Source organism: Ensifer sp. LBL, from assembly GCF_050435225.1.
Lineage (GTDB): Bacteria > Pseudomonadota > Alphaproteobacteria > Rhizobiales > Rhizobiaceae > Ensifer.
On sequence record NZ_JBNDJY010000001.1, the window covers coordinates 1,291,274 to 1,312,107 of the forward strand.

General features: G+C 63.4%; 21 protein-coding genes. 12 read left to right on the plus strand and 9 right to left on the minus strand.

Going from position 1 to position 20,834, the window contains the following annotated elements; translation table 11 throughout:
- Nucleotides 1–45 precede the first annotated feature (45 nt).
- Nucleotides 46–582, minus strand: coding sequence for a translation initiation factor IF-3 (infC, locus tag OKW20_RS06335; RefSeq protein ID WP_043617110.1), 537 nt, complete (start codon nt 580–582; stop codon nt 46–48).
- Nucleotides 583–802: 220 nt separating this feature from the next.
- Between infC and OKW20_RS06340 the strand changes: the two genes are divergently transcribed.
- The gene (locus OKW20_RS06340) at nt 803–1,606 is read left to right on the plus strand and encodes an alpha/beta hydrolase (RefSeq protein WP_429170934.1); all 804 of its coding nucleotides are present in this window, start codon (nt 803–805) and stop codon (nt 1,604–1,606) included.
- Nucleotides 1,607–1,894: 288 nt separating this feature from the next.
- Complete coding sequence (locus tag OKW20_RS06345) at nt 1,895–2,515, plus strand: transglutaminase-like cysteine peptidase (RefSeq protein WP_429170936.1); 621 nt, start codon at nt 1,895–1,897, stop codon at nt 2,513–2,515.
- 73 nt (nt 2,516–2,588) lie between these two features.
- Here OKW20_RS06345 and mbfA read toward each other — a convergent pair whose 3' ends face one another.
- Nucleotides 2,589–3,572, minus strand: a complete 984-nt coding sequence (gene mbfA / locus OKW20_RS06350; RefSeq protein WP_429170938.1) for an iron exporter MbfA — start codon at nt 3,570–3,572, stop codon at nt 2,589–2,591.
- Between the two features lie 165 nt (nt 3,573–3,737).
- Between mbfA and OKW20_RS06355 the strand changes: the two genes are divergently transcribed.
- A complete protein-coding gene (locus OKW20_RS06355) occupies nt 3,738–4,574 on the plus strand; it encodes a lipo-like protein (RefSeq protein ID WP_429170940.1) in 837 nt (278 codons plus the stop codon).
- A gap of 28 nt (nt 4,575–4,602) precedes the next feature.
- On the opposite strand, the gene OKW20_RS06360 is transcribed toward OKW20_RS06355, so the two are convergent.
- A complete protein-coding gene (locus OKW20_RS06360; protein ID WP_429170941.1) occupies nt 4,603–5,844 on the minus strand; it encodes a class I SAM-dependent methyltransferase in 1,242 nt (413 codons plus the stop codon).
- 160 nt (nt 5,845–6,004) lie between these two features.
- Complete coding sequence (efp, locus tag OKW20_RS06365) at nt 6,005–6,574, minus strand: elongation factor P (protein WP_043617128.1); 570 nt, start codon at nt 6,572–6,574, stop codon at nt 6,005–6,007.
- Nucleotides 6,575–6,734: 160 nt separating this feature from the next.
- On the opposite strand from efp, the gene epmA reads away from it, so the two are divergent.
- The 6 genes from epmA (at nt 6,735) to OKW20_RS06395 (ending at nt 12,747) form a co-directional block, all read left to right on the plus strand.
- Nucleotides 6,735–7,787: an EF-P lysine aminoacylase EpmA gene (gene epmA / locus OKW20_RS06370; protein WP_429170943.1), complete on the plus strand. Its 1,053-nt coding sequence runs from the start codon at nt 6,735–6,737 to the stop codon at nt 7,785–7,787.
- Complete coding sequence (locus OKW20_RS06375; RefSeq protein WP_429170945.1) at nt 7,784–8,836, plus strand: lysine-2,3-aminomutase-like protein; 1,053 nt, start codon at nt 7,784–7,786, stop codon at nt 8,834–8,836. Before epmA ends, OKW20_RS06375 begins: the two co-directional genes overlap by 4 nt.
- Nucleotides 8,837–9,003: 167 nt before the next feature.
- Entirely contained in the window at nt 9,004–9,435 is a 432-nt protein-coding gene (locus tag OKW20_RS06380; protein WP_429170946.1) for a carboxymuconolactone decarboxylase family protein, read from the plus strand.
- 1 nt (nt 9,436) lies between these two features.
- Nucleotides 9,437–10,330 carry an RNA polymerase sigma factor SigJ gene (gene sigJ, locus OKW20_RS06385; RefSeq protein ID WP_043617145.1) on the plus strand — a complete coding sequence of 298 codons (894 nt, stop codon included), beginning with the start codon at nt 9,437–9,439 and terminating at the stop codon, nt 10,328–10,330.
- 91 nt (nt 10,331–10,421) lie between these two features.
- Nucleotides 10,422–11,849 (plus strand): MFS transporter, encoded by a 1,428-nt coding sequence (locus OKW20_RS06390; protein ID WP_429170948.1) that lies wholly within the window; start codon nt 10,422–10,424, stop codon nt 11,847–11,849.
- Nucleotides 11,850–11,931: 82 nt separating this feature from the next.
- Nucleotides 11,932–12,747, plus strand: coding sequence for a class I SAM-dependent methyltransferase (locus tag OKW20_RS06395; RefSeq protein ID WP_429170950.1), 816 nt, complete (start codon nt 11,932–11,934; stop codon nt 12,745–12,747).
- Between the two features lie 71 nt (nt 12,748–12,818).
- Here the strand turns inward: OKW20_RS06395 and OKW20_RS06400 are convergent, their stop codons facing one another.
- Nucleotides 12,819–13,481, minus strand: a complete 663-nt coding sequence (locus OKW20_RS06400; protein WP_029742421.1) for an OmpA family protein — start codon at nt 13,479–13,481, stop codon at nt 12,819–12,821.
- Nucleotides 13,482–13,684: 203 nt separating this feature from the next.
- Between OKW20_RS06400 and OKW20_RS06405 the strand changes: the two genes are divergently transcribed.
- The gene (locus tag OKW20_RS06405; protein WP_192448145.1) at nt 13,685–14,323 is read left to right on the plus strand and encodes an exopolysaccharide biosynthesis protein; all 639 of its coding nucleotides are present in this window, start codon (nt 13,685–13,687) and stop codon (nt 14,321–14,323) included.
- A 118-nt stretch (nt 14,324–14,441) separates the two neighbouring features.
- Here the strand turns inward: OKW20_RS06405 and OKW20_RS06410 are convergent, their stop codons facing one another.
- From OKW20_RS06410 to OKW20_RS06425, 4 genes are all read right to left on the minus strand, one after another.
- Nucleotides 14,442–14,789, minus strand: a complete 348-nt coding sequence (locus OKW20_RS06410; RefSeq protein WP_429111943.1) for an antibiotic biosynthesis monooxygenase — start codon at nt 14,787–14,789, stop codon at nt 14,442–14,444.
- 99 nt (nt 14,790–14,888) lie between these two features.
- Nucleotides 14,889–15,914, minus strand: coding sequence for a histone deacetylase family protein (locus OKW20_RS06415; RefSeq protein WP_429170952.1), 1,026 nt, complete (start codon nt 15,912–15,914; stop codon nt 14,889–14,891).
- A 294-nt stretch (nt 15,915–16,208) separates the two neighbouring features.
- Nucleotides 16,209–16,736, minus strand: coding sequence for a GNAT family N-acetyltransferase (locus tag OKW20_RS06420; protein WP_192448147.1), 528 nt, complete (start codon nt 16,734–16,736; stop codon nt 16,209–16,211).
- 2 nt (nt 16,737–16,738) lie between these two features.
- Nucleotides 16,739–17,317, minus strand: a complete 579-nt coding sequence (locus OKW20_RS06425; RefSeq protein WP_429171163.1) for a helix-turn-helix domain-containing protein — start codon at nt 17,315–17,317, stop codon at nt 16,739–16,741.
- A gap of 219 nt (nt 17,318–17,536) precedes the next feature.
- Between OKW20_RS06425 and OKW20_RS06430 the strand changes: the two genes are divergently transcribed.
- Together OKW20_RS06430 and lepA are read left to right on the plus strand one after the other, a co-directional pair.
- Nucleotides 17,537–18,778, plus strand: a complete 1,242-nt coding sequence (locus OKW20_RS06430; RefSeq protein WP_043617171.1) for an MFS transporter — start codon at nt 17,537–17,539, stop codon at nt 18,776–18,778.
- A gap of 70 nt (nt 18,779–18,848) precedes the next feature.
- The gene (lepA, locus tag OKW20_RS06435) at nt 18,849–20,675 is read left to right on the plus strand and encodes a translation elongation factor 4 (RefSeq protein WP_371742535.1); all 1,827 of its coding nucleotides are present in this window, start codon (nt 18,849–18,851) and stop codon (nt 20,673–20,675) included.
- Nucleotides 20,676–20,834: the final 159 nt, after the last annotated feature.

The following is a 20,834-nucleotide window of genomic DNA, read 5'->3' on the forward strand; positions in this document are numbered from 1 at the left end:
CGCCCGGAGGCGGCTTTCGTCATTTCGACGGATGGGCGGCAGCGCTTAGCGCGGCGCGAGAACCATCATCATCTGGCGGCCTTCGAGCTTCGGCTCGGCTTCCACCTTGGCGATCGCCTGGGTGTCGTCCTTGACCTGCAGCAGAAGCTTCATGCCCAGTTCCTGGTGCGCCATTTCGCGGCCGCGGAACTTCAGCGTGACCTTGACCTTGTCGCCGTCCTCGAAGAACCGGTTCATTGCCTTCATCTTCACGTCATAGTCATGCGTGTCGATGTTCGGGCGCATCTTGATTTCTTTGATTTCGACGATCTTCTGCTTCTTGCGCGCTTCAGCCGCCTTCTTCTGGTTGGCGTATTTCAGCTTGCCCAGATCCAGGATCTTGCACACCGGCGGTTCGGAGTTCGGTGCGATTTCTACCAGATCAAGACCGGCTTCCTCCGCCATGCGGAGCGCCTGGTCGATCGGAACGGCGCCGATGTTCTGGCCTTCGGCGTCGATAAGCTGAACCCGGGGCACCCGGATTTCCTTGTTTGAGCGCGGCCCCTCCTTGACGGGGGCGTCCGCTTTGAACGGTCTGCGAATGGTCGTACTCTCCTCGAGCTATTTCGAAAAATGTTGTTTAATTCGTTCGCCGGCGCGATCCCAAACGAAGCGCCTGAATCTGTCACCGACGGCTATGTGTGAATTGCGACGGGAGAGTCAATAGCACGGCTTGCAAGGAAAATCACCACCTGTCGATAGCAAGACGAATCTGTTTTAGAAGGAAAATCGCCAACGAAACCGGCCTTTGGAGAGAATTTGCATGCAGAACACGCCAGCCGAGACGGAAATCAGCTTCATCGAGGTCGGCGCAGCGGAGGCCGGACGCAGGATCGCAATGCGCGTGCGGCATGCCGACAGGCCGACGGACGGGCAGCCGACGCTGGTCTGGCTCGGCGGCTACCGTTCGGACATGACCGGCACCAAGGCGGTCGAGGTCGAGCGCTATGCGATGGAGCGAGGCGCTGACTGCGTGCGCTTCGATTATTCCGGCCATGGCGCCTCCGGCGGTGCCTTCACCGACGGCACGATCTCGCGGTGGCTCGAAGAAAGCCTCGCCGTCATCGACCAGGCCGCACCCGGACGCGTGGTGCTGATCGGCTCGTCGATGGGCTGCTGGATTGCCTTGCGGGTCATCCAGGAACTCCGGCGTCGGGGCGACGGAAACCGGGTCGCCGGCCTCGTGCTGATCGCGCCGGCACCCGACTTTACCGCCGAACTGATCGAGCCCAACCTGACGGATGCGGAGCGGGCCTCGCTCTCCGAACGCGGCTATTTCGAAGAGCCTTCCGAATATAGCCCCGAACCGAACATCTTTACCCGCGCGCTGATCGAGGACGGGCGAAAGAACCGGGTGCTCGACGGCACGATCTCGACCGGCTGCCCGGTGCACATCCTGCAGGGCATGCGCGACCCCGACGTGCCCTATACCCACGCCCTGCGGCTGATGGAGCACCTGCCCGCCGACGACGTCGTGATGACGCTCATTCGCGACGGCGATCATCGCCTCTCGCGCGAAGAAGACATTGCTAAAATGAAACAGGCGATCGGCACGATGCTCGCCTGAGCCGTCGCCGGAATATCCCTTCCTTTCGACCGGTACCCAAGGACAAAACCGCTCCTGCGCCGCAGATCCCCTGCGGCGCAACGGTTCGCGTGCGTTCAGTTCCGGTTTTAACCATAAACTCCGATGCCCCGATTCCGGAGATTGACTCTGCAGTCCCGACGTTATTAACTCTTTATTAACGATTAGAGCAGCGCCGGGGACGAACCTAAACAAGCTGCCTTCAACTCAGGATTGCGCGAATGCGTCCGGACAAAGAGCGTCCGGCATACCGCGCCGCAGGGGACTTGTATGGCGTCTTGGACTGGAGTTAAGGGAAGTATCGCGGCGTTCTGCGCACTTTTCATTTCAGCAAACACGGCAATCCCCGCACAGGCGGGATCGTCTCCCTGGATGCAGACTGGCTCGGCGACCTCGCAGCCGATCGGCCACTACGAATTCTGCCAGAAGTACAAGAGCGAGTGCAACGTACGCTCCAAGGGAATCGTCGCTGCACGCGTGACCGAACGGGGCTGGGCAACGATCCGGCAGGTGAACGCGACCGTCAACCGCGAGATCACGCCGATGACCGACCTGGAACTGCACGGCCGGGACGAAGTCTGGTCCTATCCGGACGGCGCCGGCGACTGCGAAGACTTCGTACTCGAAAAGCGCAAGCGCCTGATGAGCAAGGGCTTCTCGGCAAGCGACCTGTTGATCACCGTGGTGCGCAAGCCCGACGGCGAAGGCCATGCGGTTCTGACCGTGCGCACCGCGCAGGGCGACTTCATCCTCGACAACCTCGAAAACGGCGTCAAGCTCTGGACCCATACGCCCTACCGCTACCTGAAGCGCCAGGCGTCCAACCACAGCGGCCGCTGGGTCACCATCCAGAACGGCGCAGAAGTCGTCGTCGGCTCGGTCGGCAACTGACTTCAAGGCAACACGAAGAGTTTCAAAAAAAGGGCCGGTCGAACCGGCCCTTTTTCGTATCTGCGCTCGCCCGTCAGGCGTTGCCGATCAGGATGCCGGCCGCCAGTACTAGACCGCCGCCGAGCACCACCTGGAAAGCGGCCCTGAGGAACGGCGTTTCCATGTAGCGGTTCTGGATGAAGGCGATCGCCCAAAGCTCGACGAAGACGATCACGGCCGCCGTCGCGGTCGCCGTCCAGAAGTGCGGGATCAGATAGGGCAGCGCATGGCCGAGACCGCCAAGCGCGGTCATGATGCCGGAGGCAAGGCCGCGCTTGATCGGCGAGCCGCGACCGGAAAGCTTGCCGTCATCATGGGCGGCTTCGGTGAAGCCCATGGAGATGCCGGCGCCGACGGAGGCCGAGAGACCGACAAGGAAGGTCTGCCAGGTGTCCTGGGTCGCGAAGGCCGCGGCGAAGATCGGGGCCAGCGTCGAGACCGAGCCGTCCATCAGGCCGGCGAGACCGGGCTGAACGTAAGTGAGGATGAACTGACGGCGCGCGGTCTGATCCTCCTCGGCACGCACGTCCTCAGGCGTATGCTCTTCGCCAAGCCGACGGGCGAGTGATTCATGCGACTTTTCAGCGATCGCGAGATCGCCGAGCAGTTTGCGGGTGGCGGCATCCTGGGATCTGGTGGCGGCCTCGACATAGAAGCGGTGCGCCGCCTCCTCCATCGCTTCGGCTTCCTCGCGCGCCTTTTCGATCGGCATTTCGGCAATCAGCCAATCAGGCTTGCGCTCGGGGAAGTCGCGTACATGCTCGCGCCGGATCAGAGGGATGCGGTTGCCGAAGCGCTGGACGTGCAGATCGATCAACCATTGCCTGTGGTGGCTTTCCTCCTCCGCCATCTCCTCGAACACTTTTGCCGAGTGGGGGTATTGCCCCCGAAGCGCATCGGCATAGGCGAGATAAATGCGCCCGTCGTCCTCTTCGGAGGAGATCGCGAGCGCCAGGATTTCCTGTTCGCTCAGGGACAAAAACGGGCGTTTGGAACGGGAGAAGAGACGGGAAAACATTGGGAGGAAACCTTCTTTAGAATAATTCTAAAATAGAAATGCGGGACCACCCCGTCAAGGCCAAAGCCATGCAATCATGCGACAATCTCTCGACAGAGTGTCGCGGCTCGGCCACGATGCCGGCCACCCGCGAATCTCATTCCCTTCCCCGGAGCGATCGCCTCGATGAGGACCATCTATCCGCTTTCCGAAAGCAAAGACACAGTGTTGGATCGTCTCGGCGCCAGGCTCGCCGCGCGCCTGCAGGCGCAGACATCCGGCTACGAACCCTACACGCCATCCGATCAGGAAACGCTGGCGCGCACGCTGCGCCCGGGCGACATTCTCTTGATCGAGGGCAACCAGAAGGTTTCGGCGGCGATCAAGTACCTGACGCAATCGACCTGGTCGCATGCCGCCTTCTTTGCCGGCGACCAGATGCCGCTGACGCTCGATCAGGCGACATTGCCGGTCATCGAGCGGCCGCAGCTGATCGAGGTCAACATCGGCGAGGGCTGCGTCGCCGTGCCGTTGAAGAAATACGCCTCGTTCAACACCCGCATCTGCCGGCCGATCGCGCTGACGCCGGATGATCGCACGGCCCTCGTCGGCTTCATGATCTCGAGGCTCGGGTTGAAATACGACCTGAAGAACATTCTGGACATGCTGCGCTACTTCCTGCCGACACCGCCGGTTCCGGTGCGCTGGCGGCGGCGCCTGCTGGCCTTCGGTTCCGGCGATCCGACGCGGGCGATCTGCTCGACGCTGATTGCGGCCGCCTTCGAGCAGATCCGCTATCCGATCCTGCCGGAGGTTACCCGCGCGCCCGGACGGGCGGCAGCAACCTCGACCTATTCACGCGAAGAGATCCTCCACATCCGCCACCATTCGCTCTACACGCCCAGGGATTTCGACCTCTCGCCGTTCTTTGCGATCGTCAAGCCGACGCTGGAGTTCGGCTTCGACTACAAGCGATTGCGCTGGTATGCGGACGAAGAGAGCAATTCCAGGAAAAGTGTGTAGCGGTTTTCCGTCCGGAAATGCGTCCCTTCTAGAGATGGAGCGCGAGCGCCTGTTCGCGGGCCATGAAATCGCGCTGGCGGTCGGTGATATAGTCGCGCACGATCGGCGCCGCATCGCGGGAGCGCGACAGCTGCATGTGGAAGACGAGCTGGCTGCCGGTGCGGAACATCATCTCGGCACTGATCAGATAGAACTCCCACATACGGGCAAAGCGCTCGTCATAGAGGGCGATCACCTTGTCGCGGTTCGCATCGAAGCGCGCGCCCCAATGGGCTAGCGTCGTTGCATAGTGCACCCGCAGGAATTCGAGATCGCTGACCCAGAGGCTGTTGCGCTCGACGACCTCGAAGACTTCCGACAGTGCCGGCGAGTAGGCGCCCGGGAAGATGTACTTGCGAAGCCAGGAGCTTGCCATGCCGGGCGGGCTCATGTGGCCGATCGAATGCAGCACCGCCAGGCCGTCGTCCGGCATCAGCGCGTTCAGCTTCTTGAAGAACTCGTCATAGTGATGGACTCCGACATGTTCGAACATGCCGACCGAGACGATGCGGTCGAACGGCCCCTCAACATCGCGATAGTCTTTGAGCTCGAAGCGCACCCGGTCCGACAGGCCAGCCTTACGCGCCCTTTCGGTGGCAAGCGCCTGCTGCTCCTTGGAAAGCGTGACGCCGAGCACCTGAACATCGGCGAGCTGCGCGAGATACATCGCAAGGTCGCCCCAGCCGCAGCCGATATCGAGCACCTTCATGCCGGGCTCCAGGCAAAGCTTGGAGGCAAGCAACCTCAGCTTGTTGCGCTGCGCCGTCTCGAGCGTCTCGTTCGGCTCGCGGAAATAGGCGCAGGAGTAGAGCATGTTCTCGTCGAGGAACAGCTTGTAGAACGCGTTGCCGAGATCGTAGTGATGCGCGACGTTCTGCTGTGCCTTGCCCTTGGGGTTGGCCTGCTGGCGCTTGCGGAAGCGCATCTTTACCGCGCGCAGCAACTTCTGGATCGGGTAGGAGCCGAGCGACAGGCGGTTGATCGAAAACAGCGTCAGGAAATCCCGGAGGGTGGAGCCCTCCTCGAAGCGCATGGTGCCATCCATATAGGCTTCGCCGGCGGCCAGTTCCGCATTGAAGACGAGGCTGCGATAGAGCTTCCTGTCGGTGAGACGCATCGTCACTTCCGGCCCGGGCGTCCCGGAATAAACGTGCCTCTTGCCATCGGCATCGATCACCGTCAGGCGACCCTTGCGAATGAACGACTTCATCATATGCGACAATGGGAACATGCAGGCCCTCTCGTGACACGTCGTATCGGCGCCGCATCCTAGCACCCGTTTTTCGAAATGCGCCCCTTAAATTTCTGGTTGCTCACGCAGCCTGCCGGAAACGAAAACGGGGACGGCAACCTTCGCTGCCGTCCCCGTCCAAATTGACCTGGTCGATGCCTCAGTCCTTGGCGCGCTCGACGTAGGAACCGTCTTCCGTCGCGATGACGACGCGGGTGCCGGCCTGGATGTGCGGCGGAACGAGCGTGCGAACGCCGTTCGACAGAACCGCCGGCTTGTAGGACGACGAAGCCGTCTGGCCCTTGACGACCGGCTCGGTCTCGGTGATTTCGAGCGTCACGTGGCGCGGCAGGTCGATGGCGATCGCCAGGCCTTCGTGGATCGAAAGAATGACGGCCATGCCTTCCTGCAGGTAGGCCTTGAGGTCGCCGATATCGTCCGTGCTCATGACCAGCTGGTCATAGCTTTCCGGGTTCATGAAGTGGAAGCCTTCGGCGTCTTCATAAAGGAAGGTGTGCTCGCGGTCTTCGACGAAGGCGCGCTCGACCTGTTCGGTCGTGCGGTAGCGTTCGGAGACCTTCACGCCGTCGGAAATGCGGCGCATGTCGACCTGGGTGACCGGCGTGCCCTTGCCCGGGTGGAAGTTCTGGGCGGTAAGCACGACATAGAGCTTGCCGTCGACGTCGAGTACGTTGCCCTTACGGACAGATGAAGCGATGACCTTGACCATTAGTCTTCCTTGTAACAGAGGTATGCGCGACACCGTGGGCCGGAAACACTGGCCCTGAAGGACGCGAAAATAAGGATTTCGCGCCGCCACTACCCTAATTTCGTGCAAATAGCCAGCCTGAGCCGGCATCTGCGCAAAGAAAGCCTGGACTGAACCGACCATGCCGCATGCCTCACCCTGGTGGACGCCCGATGTCCATGCCGACCGGCGCCCGTTTCTTCTCGGCCGCAACCGGATCCAATCGGCATTGCGCCGGTTCTTCGAGGTGCGCGATTTCATCGAGGTCGACACTGCGACCCTGCAGGTCTCGCCCGGCAACGAGGCACATCTGCATGCCTTCGCCACAGAGGCGCTCAACCACGACGGTTCCAGCCACCCGCTCTATCTGCACACCTCGCCGGAATTTGCCTGCAAGAAGCTGCTGGCGGCCGGCGAACAGCGCATCGCCTGTTTCGCCCATGTCTACCGCAACCGCGAGCGCGGACCGCTGCACCACCCCGAGTTCACCATGCTCGAATGGTATCGCACTGGTGAAAGCTATGAGGCCTTGATGCGCGACTGCGCCGAGATCCTGGCGCTTGCGGCGGAAACGACCGGCACGAAGCAGTTCAGCTACCAGGGACAGGCCTGCGATCCCTTTGCCGCGCCGGAGCGCCTCAGCGTGGCGGACGCCTTCGAGCGTTTTGCCGGCATCGACCTGTTGGCCTCGATTGCCGCCAACGGCGAAACCGACCGCGAAACCCTTGCCGCAGCGATGGCCGCGGCCGGTCTTCGGGTCGCCCATGACGACACCTGGGCCGACCTTTTCAGCCGCGTGCTCGTCGAAAAGGTCGAGCCGCATCTCGGCTTCGGCCGTGCGACGATCCTCGACGAATACCCGACGGCGGAGGCCGCGCTCGCCCGCCCCGCCGCGCGCGACCGTCGCGTTGCCGAACGCTTCGAGCTCTATGCCTGTGGCGTCGAACTTGCGAATGCCTTCGGCGAGCTGACCGACGCGGCCGAGCAGCGCCGGCGCTTCGAGATGGAAATGGTCGAAAAGGCCCGGGTCTATGGCGAGACCTATCCGCTCGACGAGGATTTTCTGGCGGCACTCGCGATTATGCCCGAAGCAAGCGGCATTGCGCTCGGCTTCGACCGGCTGGTGATGCTCTCAACCGGGGCGTCGCGCATCGACCAGGTGCTTTGGGCGCCCGTGGCGGAGACGCGAGCGTGAACGTTCACCGCCCGATCAAGACCGCACGCGAGTTGGTCGAAACAGGCCTCATCGACAGCGCCAAGGAGGCGGCGGTTGCCGCTGTCGCCGAGCGTTATGCCGTCGCGATCAGCCCTGCGATTGCCGGCCTCATCGATCCCAACGACCCCAATGACCCGATTGCCCGCCAGTTCGTGCCCGACGCGGCCGAACTGACGCTGCTGCCCGAGGAACGCGAGGACCCGATCGGCGACAAGCCGCACAGCCCCGTCACCGGCATCGTTCACCGCTATCCGGACCGGGTGCTTCTGAAGGCCGTGCATGTCTGCCCGGTCTATTGCCGTTTCTGCTTCCGCCGCGAGATGGTCGGGCCGCAGGGTCTCGGCACGCTGACGCCGGCCGAACTCGATGCTGCGATCGCCTATATCGCCGCGCACGAGGAAATCTGGGAGGTGATCCTCACCGGCGGTGATCCGCTGGTGTTGTCGCCGCGCCGGCTCACCGAACTCATGGAACGGCTGAAGCCGATCCCGCATGTAAAGATCGTCCGTTTCCACACCCGCGTTCCGGTGGTCGAGCCGGCGCGTCTCGACGCCGACCTGATCGCGGCGCTGAAGGCCAGCGGCAAGGCGACCTATGTGGCGCTGCATGCCAACCACCCGCGCGAGCTGACGGACGAGGCGCGTGCCGCCTCTGCCCGACTGATCGATGCCGGCATCGTCATGGTCAGCCAGTCGGTGCTCTTGAAGGGCGTCAACGACGATGCGGAGGTGCTTGCCAGACTGATGCGCGCCTTCGTCGAGACGCGGATCAAGCCCTATTACCTGCACCACCCGGACCTCGCGCCCGGTACCAGCCATTTCCGCCTGACGATCGAGGAAGGCCAGGCGCTGGTCGCCGCCCTGCGCGGCCGGGTCTCCGGCCTCTGCCAGCCCACCTACATCCTCGACATCCCCGGCGGGCACGGCAAGGCGGTGATCAGCGCTGCCTCGATCGCGGCCGAGGGCGGCGGCTGTTACACGGTCACGGATTTTCGCGGCGGCGAGCACAGCTATCCACCGAAAGCCTGATGACCGCGAGAAATCGCGACTCTCAAATTATTGAAACTTCTTCAAAATAATCAGCTCATGCATTTTTCTTCGCGTCCTGCGAGAAAAATCATCGAGCCCGCGTCACAGCTGTCCGGCGTCGATCGTCAATTGGTCATAAGCAACACGACAACGATGGAGTTGAGACCATGACCGATACCAAAGCCGTCCGCTACGAGCAGGAAATCTCCGATGTGCTCGGCGCACTCGCCGACGTGCACAAGACCATGGACCTGCACGGACTCGACCGCACGATCCACAATCTCGTGCAACTGCGCGCCTCGCAGATCAACCGCTGCGGCTTCTGCGTGAAGATGCACACCAAGGAATCCCGCGCCGAGGGCGAGAGCAACGAGCGGCTCGACCGCATCATCGTCTGGGACCAGGTCAGTGATTTCACACCGCGCGAGAAGGCAGCCCTTGCCTGGACCGAAGCCTTGACTGAGCTGGAGCCCCGCACCGACTTCGGCCCGCTTCGCGCCGAGCTGCGCCAGCATTTCAGCGAAAAGGAGATCAGCGTCATCACCGCGACGGTGGCGATGATCAACCTTTGGAACCGCATCCAGATTTCGAGGCACTGACATGAACGACCGGCAGCACATGCAGATCTTCGAGGAGGCGCGCCCGCGCCTCCTCGGTCTTGCCTACCGCATTCTCGGCTCGCGTGCCGATGCGGAAGATGCGGTGCAGGACACGTTTCTGAAATGGCAGGAGGTCGACCGGGCATCGATCGACACGCCGGCGGCCTGGCTGACGACGGCCTGCACCCGCCGCTGCCTCGACCTCCTGAAAGCGGCGCACCGCAAGCGCGTCGACTATGTCGGCGCATGGCTGCCCGAGCCGATCCATACGGCGAGCGACGACAATGCCGAAGAGAAACTGGCGCTGACCTCCTCGCTCACCACCGCGTTCCTTTTGATGCTCGAACGGCTGACGCCGAAGGAGCGCGCCGCCTATCTGCTGCACGAGATCTTCGGCCAGCCCTATGACGAAGTGGCCGAAACGCTCGACATGCAGGAAACCGCCGCGCGCAAGCTGGTGTCGCGCGCCAAGACCAACATCGGGCTGGAGAAGGCCCGGCACCAGACGCCGCGCGAACGACAGGACGAACTGCTTTCGGCCTTTCACACGGCGATCCACGGCGGCAATGTCACCGGGCTCTCGGCCCTGCTTTCGGCCGATGTGAAGCTGACGGCCGACGGCGGCGGCAAGGTGGCGACCGTGCTCGGCGTGCTCGCCGGCAAGGAAACTGTGCTCGCCTTCATCGTCGACCGGCTTACCGAATACTGGTCGCATTACGTTTGGGAAATCGGCGACATCAATGGCGGCCGCGGCATCGTGCTTCGGGACGAAGCGAAAAACGAGATCGCGGCAACCGTCGCCTTCGGCTATGACGGCGACGGAAACGTCAACGACATCTTCATCATGCGCAACCCGGACAAGCTCACGCATTTCGGCGAGGCTGCGCTCCACTGATATTGGCGGCATTCGCCCTTGCAAACGTGATCCTCCCCACCGGCCAGGCCGGTCGCACGTTTGCGGCAATACCGCTGCATGAGGTACTGACATGCTCGAAAAAACATCCGCTCCCCATCAGGAAACCGGCTGGCGCGCGCTTTTGACCGGCGGGAACGCCGTGCATTCGCTGGTGCTCAGCGGCGGCGTCGCGCTGCACGCGCTCAACATCTACGTCGTGACGACGATCATGCCGTCGATCGTGCGCGAGATCGGCGGGCTCGAATATTACGCCTGGAGCACGACCGTCTTCGTCGCCGCCTCGATCCTCGGCGCGGCCCTGTCGGCCCGGCTGCTTGGTGTCGTCGGCGCCGGCGGCGCCTATGCGATCGGTGCGCTCGTCTTCGGCCTGGGCACGCTCCTCTGCGCCGCAGCCCCCTCGATGGCGATGCTGCTTGCCGGCCGCGCGATCCAGGGCTTTGGCGGCGGGCTGCTCTATGCGCTTGCCTATGGCGTGATCCGCGAGGTCTTCCGGCCGGAACTGTGGACCCGCGCCATCGGCCTGATTTCGGCCACCTGGGGCACGGCGACGCTTGTCGGCCCGGCGATCGGCGGCATGTTCGCCGAGTTTTCCACCTGGCGCGTCGCCTTCTGGTCGCTCTTGCCGCTGACGGCGTTGCTGGCGACGCTCGCCTTCTCGACCTTGCCGCGCAAGGCTGCCGGCGAGAGCGTGCGCACACCGCTTCCCTTGGTGCAACTGGCGCTGCTTGTCTCCATCGTGCTTGCGCTTTCCGTCGCCAGCACGCTGACCACGGCGGCGGAGCAGGTAGGCTGCGTCGGCGCCGCGATCCTCATGATCCTGGCGCTGCTCGTCTTCGAGAAGCGGGCGACCGGCAAATTGCTCCCCTCCGGCAGTTTCACCCCGGCCTCCCCGCTGGCAGCCCTTTATGCTACGATCACCCTGCTGATGGTCGGCCTGCAGCCGGAAATCTATGTGCCGTACCTCTTGCAGGAGTTGCACGGCTTGTCGCCGCTGGTCGCCGGCTACATTGCGGCGCTGATGTCGATCGGCTGGACCGCCGGGTCGATGACAAGCGCCCACTGGCACGGCGAAAGGGCGAAGCAGACGATCTTTGCCGGCCCGGCCTTCGGCTTCGTCGGCCTGGCATTGATTGCGCTGTTCATGCCGATGGCCGGCTCGGAATTCATGACGATCGCCGTGCCGCTCAGCATCGGCATCATGGCGGTCGGTTTCGGCATGGGCTTTGCCTGGCCGCACATCGTGACCGCCGTCTACGAATTTGCGCCGGAGGGCGAAGCGGAGAAGGCCTCGAGTTCGATTACCACGGTCCAGCTCTTCGCCGCAGCGCTCGGCGCGGCGCTTGCCGGACTGACTGCCAATCTCGCCGGCATCGAAACGCCGTCGACGGATGGCGTAGCAACGGCGACGCGCTGGCTCTTCTGGCTGTTCGCGCTGATGCCGGCGCTGGCCGTGCTGACAGCCGGACGCGTCTGGCGGGCGCGGCGGGTAGCAAAATAGGCGCATTGCTGGCTTTCCCCGGGGGTGGAAGGCCAGCAAATGCAAGCTGTACGAGGGGTGCGGGCGCCCTTGGGAGGAGAGGATGGAAGCCGAGGAGATCGGCCTTCATGGCGTACGGGAGACCCTGTTGGTCACGCTCCAGGCCAAGGCGGCGGAGAGCGCGTTCCCGGATTCCCTGCTCAACGATCACTTTGCCGCCGATCTGATGCGGCGGCTTGCCGGCAGGCCGAAACCACCCGATGCAAGCCATGACATGACCATCGGCATCGCGGTGCGCGCCCATATGCTCGACCGCTGGACGCGCGACTTTATCGGGCGCCACCCGGACGCCATCGTGCTCAATCTCGGCTGCGGTCTCGACACCCGCGCGCTGCGGCTCGATCCGCCCGCGTCCGTCGGCTGGTTCGACGTCGACTTTCCCGATGTGATCGCCTTGCGGCAACAGCTTTTCCCGAAGCGCCCGGGCTGCACGACGATCGCCTCCTCGATAACGGAGCGCGGTTGGATCGACCTTGTTCCGGGCGACCGCCCGGTGATCGTCGTCGCCGAGGGCGTGTTCCCCTATCTTTTCGAACAGGAGGTACGCGACCTCTTGCGACGGCTGACCTCCTGCCTTGCCGGCGGAGAAATCGTCTTCGATGCCTACAGCCATCTGGGCATCGAACTTTTGCGACTGAACCCGTCCCTGCGTGCGACGGGGGCGGAGCTTCGCTGGGGGCTGGAAAACGCTCGGGCGCTGGAGCGGGACGTGCCCGGCCTGACCTTGCTCGACGAGATCAGCGAATACGATGCCGCTCAGGTCGCGCGCCTGTCGCCATTGGCGCGCATAGCGGCGCATGTCGTCAGCGCCCTGCCGATGCTACGCCGGATGGGTCGCCTGTTGCGCTACGGCTTCTAGCTCGACGAAAATGAAAAAAGGCCGCGCCTTTCGGCGCAGCCCTTTCATTACAAACCGTCGATTTCGACCGATCAGGCCTTGATCGGCGCGATCGAGATTTCGACGCGGCGGTTCTGCGCGCGGCCGGCTTCGCTGCCGTTGGACGCGATCGGACGCTCCTTGCCGTAGCCCATAGCCGACATGCGGCGCTGGTCGACGCCCTGGCCAGCCAGATAGTTGGCGACCGAAGCGGCGCGGCGCTCGGAGAGGCCCTGATTGTACGAGGCGCTGCCGGTCGCGTCCGTGTGGCCGTCGACGTCGATCATCGTCTTGTTGAACTTGCGCAGCACGATCGCCACCGAGTTCAGCGTGTCATAGAAGGCCGGAATCACCTGGTCGCGGTCGGTCGCAAACGTGATGTTGGACGGCATGTTGAGGATGATGCGGTCGCCGGCGCGGGTGACCGATACGCCGGTGCCCTGCAGCTGGGCGCGCAGTTCGGCTTCCTGGTTGTCCATGTAGTTGCCGATCAGGCCGCCACCGAGACCGCCGATCGCGGCGCCGACGAGGGCCGAGTCACGCCGTCCTGCAGCACTGCCGCCAACCAGCAGACCGGTTGCCGCGCCGAGGCCTGCGCCGATCAGCGCGCCACCGGCGGTGTTCGACATCTTCTGCTCGCCCGTATAGGGATCGGTGGTGGTGCATCCCGAAAGATAGATGGCCGCGACAGCCAGAATGGCGCATTTCTTGATCATGGAATCAGTTGTCCCCATTGGTGCTCGAAGTTGCTTCATACTAGCGATTGCGGCAGGAAGATGAAGAGGCGTCCCATTCACGCCACGGTTTGCCGGCAAATCCCGCTTCTCCAGCGGCCGGCGTGGCCATCAGGGCACACAATAACCGATCCTTCACACGCTCTTGATAGGACGGGCATCCAAGAAAAGAGAGGCAAGCTCCAATGGCAATCGAGTTCGGCGACACGCAACGCAGTCTCAGCGACACGCTCAACGGCATGATTGCCTCGATCCGCGGCGAGACGATCACGCTGCGCGAACTGATGACCGAAATCGGCGAACAGGGCTTCCTGCTGCTGTGCGCCCTGCTGACGCTGCCGTTTCTGCTGCCGGTGTCGATCCCGGGCGTCAGCACCGTCTTCGGCGCGGCGATCATCCTGATTTCCGTATCGGTCACGCTCAACCGACTGCCATGGATGCCGCAGCGCATTCTCGATCGCCGGATCGAAACCGAGAAGCTGGTGCCGACCCTGCAAAAAGGCGCGGATATCGTTTCCAAGCTCGACCGCTATGTCCGGCCGCGTCTCGGCTTCCTGACGCAGGGCGCGCTGATGAACCGCTTCAACGGCCTGATGATCATGGCCGGCGGCATCCTGCTGATGTTCCCGCTTGGGCTCATCCCGCTGTCGAACACGCTGCCGGGGATCGCGATCCTGCTTCTCTCGCTCGGTATCATCCAGCGCGACGGGCTGATGGTGGCCGGCGGCTATCTCTTCCTCGTCGCGACGACGGTCTATTTCACCGTGCTTGCCTATATGGCCTTTGCCGCCGGCCAGGGCCTGTCGACGTTCTTCGTTTCCTGACGCGCGTTCGCATCGGAAGCATGGATCGGCCCGGCTGACCGCCGGGCCTTTTTCGTTCCAGCCCTCTGTTACACGTAATTCCGGACGGAAAACCGCTGCAACGTTTGCTGGAACGGCCCTAGGCAGCCAGCCCGCCGAAGGCGCGGTAGCTGGCGAAATCGGTACGGATGCCGAGCGTCTTCATCAGCGCCTCGCGATCGAGGCCGAGCTGGCGGTCGAACTCGATCAGCGCGGCTGCGACCTTGGGCGCGACGTCGGCACTCGCGAATTCGATCATGGTGATGAAATCGAACTGGCCGGGACCAGCATGCTGCTCCAGGAACAGGTCTTTCACATAACCATCCTGCTTGCGAATGACGGCCAGCGTCTTGTCGACCAGTTCGACGAATTGCGGCCGGGCTTCCGCCGGCACGGTGTATTTGTTGATGCGGTAAAGCGGCGCCACGCTATTTGACCGACTGCTCATAGCTCTTTTCCTCTGATCTCTTTTGAACGAGAGCAGTCGTACGACCTCAAGTAAAGTTGAGGTCAATAGCGGCAAGCGCATTTTTCCGAATGCTGACCTTTAGCCAGAAATACCCTTCAGCACATTGGCGACGTTGAGGCCGATTTCCGGTACGCCGTAGCCGCCCTCCATGCAGACGACGACCGGCAGGCCGGTGCGCTGCAGCGCCTCGCCCATGCGCAGATAATCTTCGGATTTCAGTCGGAAGAACGAGATCGGATCGCGCTCGAAGGTATCGACGCCGAGCGAGACGACCAGGGCCTCGGCACCGAAGGCCTCGATGCGCGAGAGCGCATCGGCCATGGCCGCCGACCAGGCGTCAAACAGCGTGCCGCGCGGCAGCGGATAGTTCTTCGTCGTGCCGAGCCCGGCGCCGGCGCCCTCCTCGTCGGCAAAGCCGAGGAAATGCGGAAAGGCCTCGACGGGGTCGCCATGCAGCGAGGCGAAGTAGACGTCGCCGCGCTCGTAGAAAATATCCTGGGTGCCGTTGCCATGGTGGAAATCGACGTCGAGCACGGCGACCTTCCGGGCACCATGATCCCTTAGGCGCTGGGCGGCGCAGGCGGCATTGTTGATGAAGGAATAGCCGCCATAGAGATCGATCGCCGCATGATGGCCGGGCGGGCGGCAGAGCGCGAAGGCGGCACGGTTGCCGGCATGGATGTGGTCGGCGGCCGAGATGGCGCAATCCATCGCGGCGCGCGCGGCCGCATAGGTACCCTCGGTGATCGCCGTTTCCGCCGCGAAGGAATAGTAGCCGAGCGCGCCGTCGATGTCCCTCGGCGGATGCTGGCGCATGCGCCGCGCCGGAAAGCAGGCCGGGATCGCCTCACCGCGGTAGCCATCGGCGACCCAACGCGCCCAGGCGGTTTCGAGGAAGTCGAGATAATCGGGCGCATGCAGCTTGAGCGCGACATCGAGACCGTGACGTTCCGGTGCCACGACATCGTGGAAGCCCGCTTCCTTGACCGCTGCCAGAATCCATTCGGCGCGAAACGGCGCCTCGAAAGGCGGCACAAGTTCGCCGCCGAAAAGCTCGGTCTTGGCGTCACGGAGCTTGTGGTCTTCGGTGTAACAAATGCGCATGGGGATGTCCTGAAAAGGCTACAGACGGGTGCCCCGTACCCTACCCGAGGCTTCAGACTTGGCAAGCTGAGCAAAGCCCTTCATCCGGCCTGCCGGCCACCTTCTCCCCGCAGGCGGGGCGAAGGAGACGCGCGGCGCCCGCTCGGCCACAGTGTACGCTCGCGGGTTCTCCGATCAGGCGTGAAACGGTCAGCCCGCACCTCGCGCATGTCCCCTCTCCCCGCGAGCGGGGAGAGGGTTAGTCCTCGGGTTTAACCCGAGGAGAGGGGCAATCGCGAGCCGCGACAAATGCCACTAAGCCGCAATCCGCTTGTAAAAGAACGTCGTGGCGCAGAGGCCGCCTTCCGGCCACATGGCATAATCCGGGATGACTCCAACGCGCTCCCAGCCCAAGCGCGGGTAGATCGCCTCGGCATCGCTGCCGGTCGCAGTGTCGAGCACCAGCAGTGTCTTGCCGCGGGTGGCGGCTTCGCGCTCGACCGCGTCCATCAGCCGGCGCGCCAGGCCTTTGCCGCGGGCGTCGCGATGCACCAGCAGCTTCTTCAGGTCGCCGCGATGCGGCTGGTTCGGCATCTGCGCGACGCCGACCTGCACGGTGCCAAGGATGCGGCCGGCAACCTCGGCAACCATCAGCAGCGTCTCACCGCCGGCAACCGCCTCGGCGACGCCGCGCCAGTAGGCGAGTGCCGCTTCCGGCGGATAGGGCTGCATGAAACCGACCGAGGCGCCACCCTCGACGCAATCGGACAGCACCTCGGCAAGCGCCGGGATGGCGTCGCGGGCCTGGGCTTCATCGAGCAGGCGGATCTGAATATCGGACATGGTCAAACCTTGGTGCGGCAGAGGATGACGGCATAGTGAGCCGGCTCATCGTGGGGGTTGTGGAAGATGTGGCCCGCCTCCAGCCCCATGAACAGGCAGTCGCCTGGCTCGAGCGAATGGAAGCCGGATGCAGTCGTCATTTCGAGCCGCCCGGAAAACAGCCAGAGATGCTGGGTGATGCCGCGATCGGAGGGTTGCCGCTCGAAGACGACGCGGGCACCGGGCGGAAACTCGACCTCGACGATATCGATCGGCGAGCCAAGACCGTCCGGGGAGACGGAGCGGCGCAGATAGCCGGATTCCGGATCGCGCCAGAGTCGCTGATCGGCGCGCCTGGCAAGCGGTGATGCCTCCTCGGCTTCGAAGGCAAAGAGCGCGGAAAGCGTAGTCGAAAGCGCGCTGCAAAGCTTGGCAAGAAGCTGGGCGGTCGGGCTCGCCTCGCCGCGCTCGATGCGCGAGATCATCGCCCGGCTGACGCCGGAGCTTGAGGCGAGCTCGTCGAGCGTCAGGTTCTTTTGCGTCCGCAGCGTGCGGATGCGCTCGCCGATGGCATGTTCGAGAGGGTCGGTGACGTTTTCCATTATTTGAGATTGCATTTCTCATATAGTGGAGTCAAGACTACGAAAGACTGAAAATACAGGCATGCGATGCCGCTTTGGCGACAGCGCGACACGGGTGTTTCGGCTATGGTGGCTGCTTCGGATGCAGAAACGAGAAAAGCTTTCGCTTCAATACTTTAGACGGCCCTCATCCATCACGCCGGCGCACCCGCATGGGCGGTCTCCATCGACAGGTTGGACATGACAAAGCAGCCCTCCTCGCTGACCTCGATCGCCAGCATCGTCGCCTCGATGACGGCGGTCGCGATCGGCAACGGCATGATGCTCGCCTATGTGCCCTTCGCGCTGACGCGCTCGGACGCGCCGGACTGGGTGCCGGGGGCTGCTGTCACGATGATTGCCTTTGGCGGACTGATCGGCTGCGTCATCGCCGGACCGATGATCCGTCGTGTCGGCCATGCGCGCGCCTTTTCCTGCTCGATGGCGCTCGTCATCCTCTCGGCCCTGACGATTGCGCTCGGCATGCATCCGCTGTTGTGGGTGCTTGCGCGCGGCCTCTATGGCGCATCCGGCAACACCAATTTCATCATCGCCCAGAGCTGGCTCAACCATGCGAGCGAAAACCACTGGCGCGGCAAGGCGATGGCGCTGTTCTACATGGCCTATGTCATCGGGCTCGGCACGGGCGCCTGGCTGTTCGGGCAGATCCCGGCGGACGGCAACCTGCCGCCGCTCGTCACCATCTTCTTCACCGCCCTTGCCCTTCTGCCGATCGGGCTCACCCGCCTGCCGACGCCACCACCGCCGGCCAAGGTCAGCATCGACATCCCGATGGTCTGGCGCAATTCCCCGGTCGCTTTCATCGGCGTGCTTGCCGCCGGCGGCCTGTCGATGGTGGTGCAGGGCTTCACGCCGATCTATGCGGCCGCCAACAATGTCAGCCAGGGCGATGTCGCCAATCTGATGTTCGTCATGCAGTTCGGCCTGATCGCCATCCAGTACCCGATGGGAACGCTGTCGGACCGGATCGACCGCCGCCTGGTGCTGATCGGCACGTGCCTGCTGATCCTTGCTGCCGGCTTCTTCGCGCTTTCGGCCTCCTTCAGCAATCTGCTCCTTCTGATGCTGGTTTTTGCGCTCTTCGCCGGGGCGGTCGAGACCGTCTATTCGATCGCCAACGCGCATGCCAACGACCGCACGGATCCCGCCGATTTCGTGCCGCTTGCGAGCACCATGCTGGTTGCCTGGTCGATTGCCGCGACCGCCGTGCCGATGCTGGTAACGCTGCTGACACCGGTATTCGGGCAGCGCACGTTCATCTATGCGGCGATGGTCGTTGCTGCGCTTTATGCCTTCTTCGTGCTGCTCAGGTTGCGCAAACGCGACGAGGTGCCGGCGGCCGAGCGCGAGAGCTTCGAGATCAGGAGTGCGCAGGTGCCGAATGCCGGCGCGCTCGTCGATGCGGAGGCGGGGGCCGAATAGCCTGATTTATAGTGAACGAAGCCTTCATTTCCCGCTTTGCGGCGGTTGAAGGCACTGCTATATGCGGCCCATGAGCACAACATCTTCGAAGACGCCCCTTTCGCATATCCGCAACTTCTCGATCGTGGCCCACATCGACCACGGCAAGTCGACGCTTGCCGACCGGCTGATCCAGTCCACCGGTGGCCTCGCCGAGCGCGAGATGTCCGAGCAGGTGCTCGACAGCATGGATATCGAGCGTGAGCGCGGCATCACCATCAAGGCCCAGACGGTGCGCCTGCACTACAAGGCCAATGATGGCGAGACCTATGTGCTGAACCTGATCGACACCCCCGGCCACGTCGACTTCGCCTACGAAGTCTCGCGCTCGCTGTCGGCCTGCGAAGGCTCGCTGCTGGTCGTCGACGCGTCGCAGGGCGTGGAAGCCCAGACGCTCGCCAACGTCTATCAGGCGATCGACAACAACCACGAACTCGTCACCGTGCTCAACAAGATCGACCTGCCGGCGGCAGAACCCGACCGCATCAAGGAGCAGATCGAGGAAGTGATCGGCATCGACGCGTCCGACGCCGTGCTGATTTCGGCCAAGACGGGCCTGGGCATCCCCGACGTGCTCGAAGCGATCGTCACCAAGCTGCCGGCGCCGAAGAGCGACGGCGGCGATGCGGCACCGCTCAAGGCCCTGCTCGTCGACAGTTGGTACGACACCTATCTCGGCGTCATGGTTCTCGTGCGCATCATCGACGGTACGCTCAAGAAGGGCATGACCATCCGCATGATGGGCACCGACGCCAAGTACACGATCGAACGCGTCGGCGTGCTGACGCCGAAGATGGTGGCGATGGATGCGCTCGGCCCAGGCGAGATCGGCTTCATCACCGCTTCGATCAAGGAAGTGGCCGATACCCGCGTCGGCGATACCATCACCGAGGACAAGCGCCCGACCGCAACCGCGCTGCCGGGCTTCAAGCCGGCGCAGCCGGTGGTGTTCTGTGGTCTCTTCCCGGTCGATGCCGCCGACTTCGAGGACCTGCGCTCGGCAATGGGCAAGCTGCGCCTCAACGACGCCTCGTTCTCGTTCGAAATGGAATCCTCGGCGGCACTCGGCTTCGGCTTCCGTTGCGGCTTCCTCGGGCTGCTGCACCTCGAAATCATCCAGGAGCGTCTCGAACGCGAGTTCGACCTCGACCTGATCGCAACCGCGCCTTCGGTCGTCTACAAGCTGTTCATGACAGACGGCTCGGAACGCGAACTGCACAACCCGGCCGACATGCCCGACGTCGTCAAGATCGCCGAGATCCATGAGCCGTGGATCCGCGCGACGATCCTGACGCCCGACGATTATCTCGGCGGCATCCTGAAGCTCTGCCAGGACCGCCGCGGCATCCAGATCGAGCTGACCTATGTCGGCACCCGCGCGATGCTGACCTACGACCTGCCGCTCAACGAAGTCGTCTTCGATTTCTACGACCGCCTGAAGTCGATCTCCAAGGGCTACGCCTCGTTCGACTACCAGATCACCGACCACAAGGAAGGCAACCTTGTGAAGATGTCGATCCTCGTCAACGGCGAGCCGGTCGACGCGCTGTCGATGATGGTGCACCGGATGGCTGCCGAAAAGCGCGGCCGCGAAATGTGCGAAAAGCTCAAGGAGCTGATCCCGAAGCACATGTTCAAGATCCCGATCCAGGCGGCGATCGGCGGCAACGTCATTGCCCGCGAAACCATCTCGGCGCTGCGCAAGGACGTGACGGCCAAGTGCTACGGCGGCGACGCCACCCGCAAGCGCAAGCTGCTCGAAAAGCAGAAGGCCGGCAAGAAGCGCATGCGCCAGTTCGGCAAGGTGGAAATCCCGCAGGAAGCCTTCATCGCCGCGCTCAAGATGGGCGACGAGTAAGCGGCAGCGCCGCATGTTTCAACGTTTGAAAGGGCGGCCCTTGGGTCGCCCTTTTTGGTTCGTGATTGAGTTACGCCAGAGCCGCCCGGCGGGAAGCTGAATTGCGGATGGCAGGAAAGAAACGTCACGCCCGCGACGGCCTCCGCGACTGGATCCTCG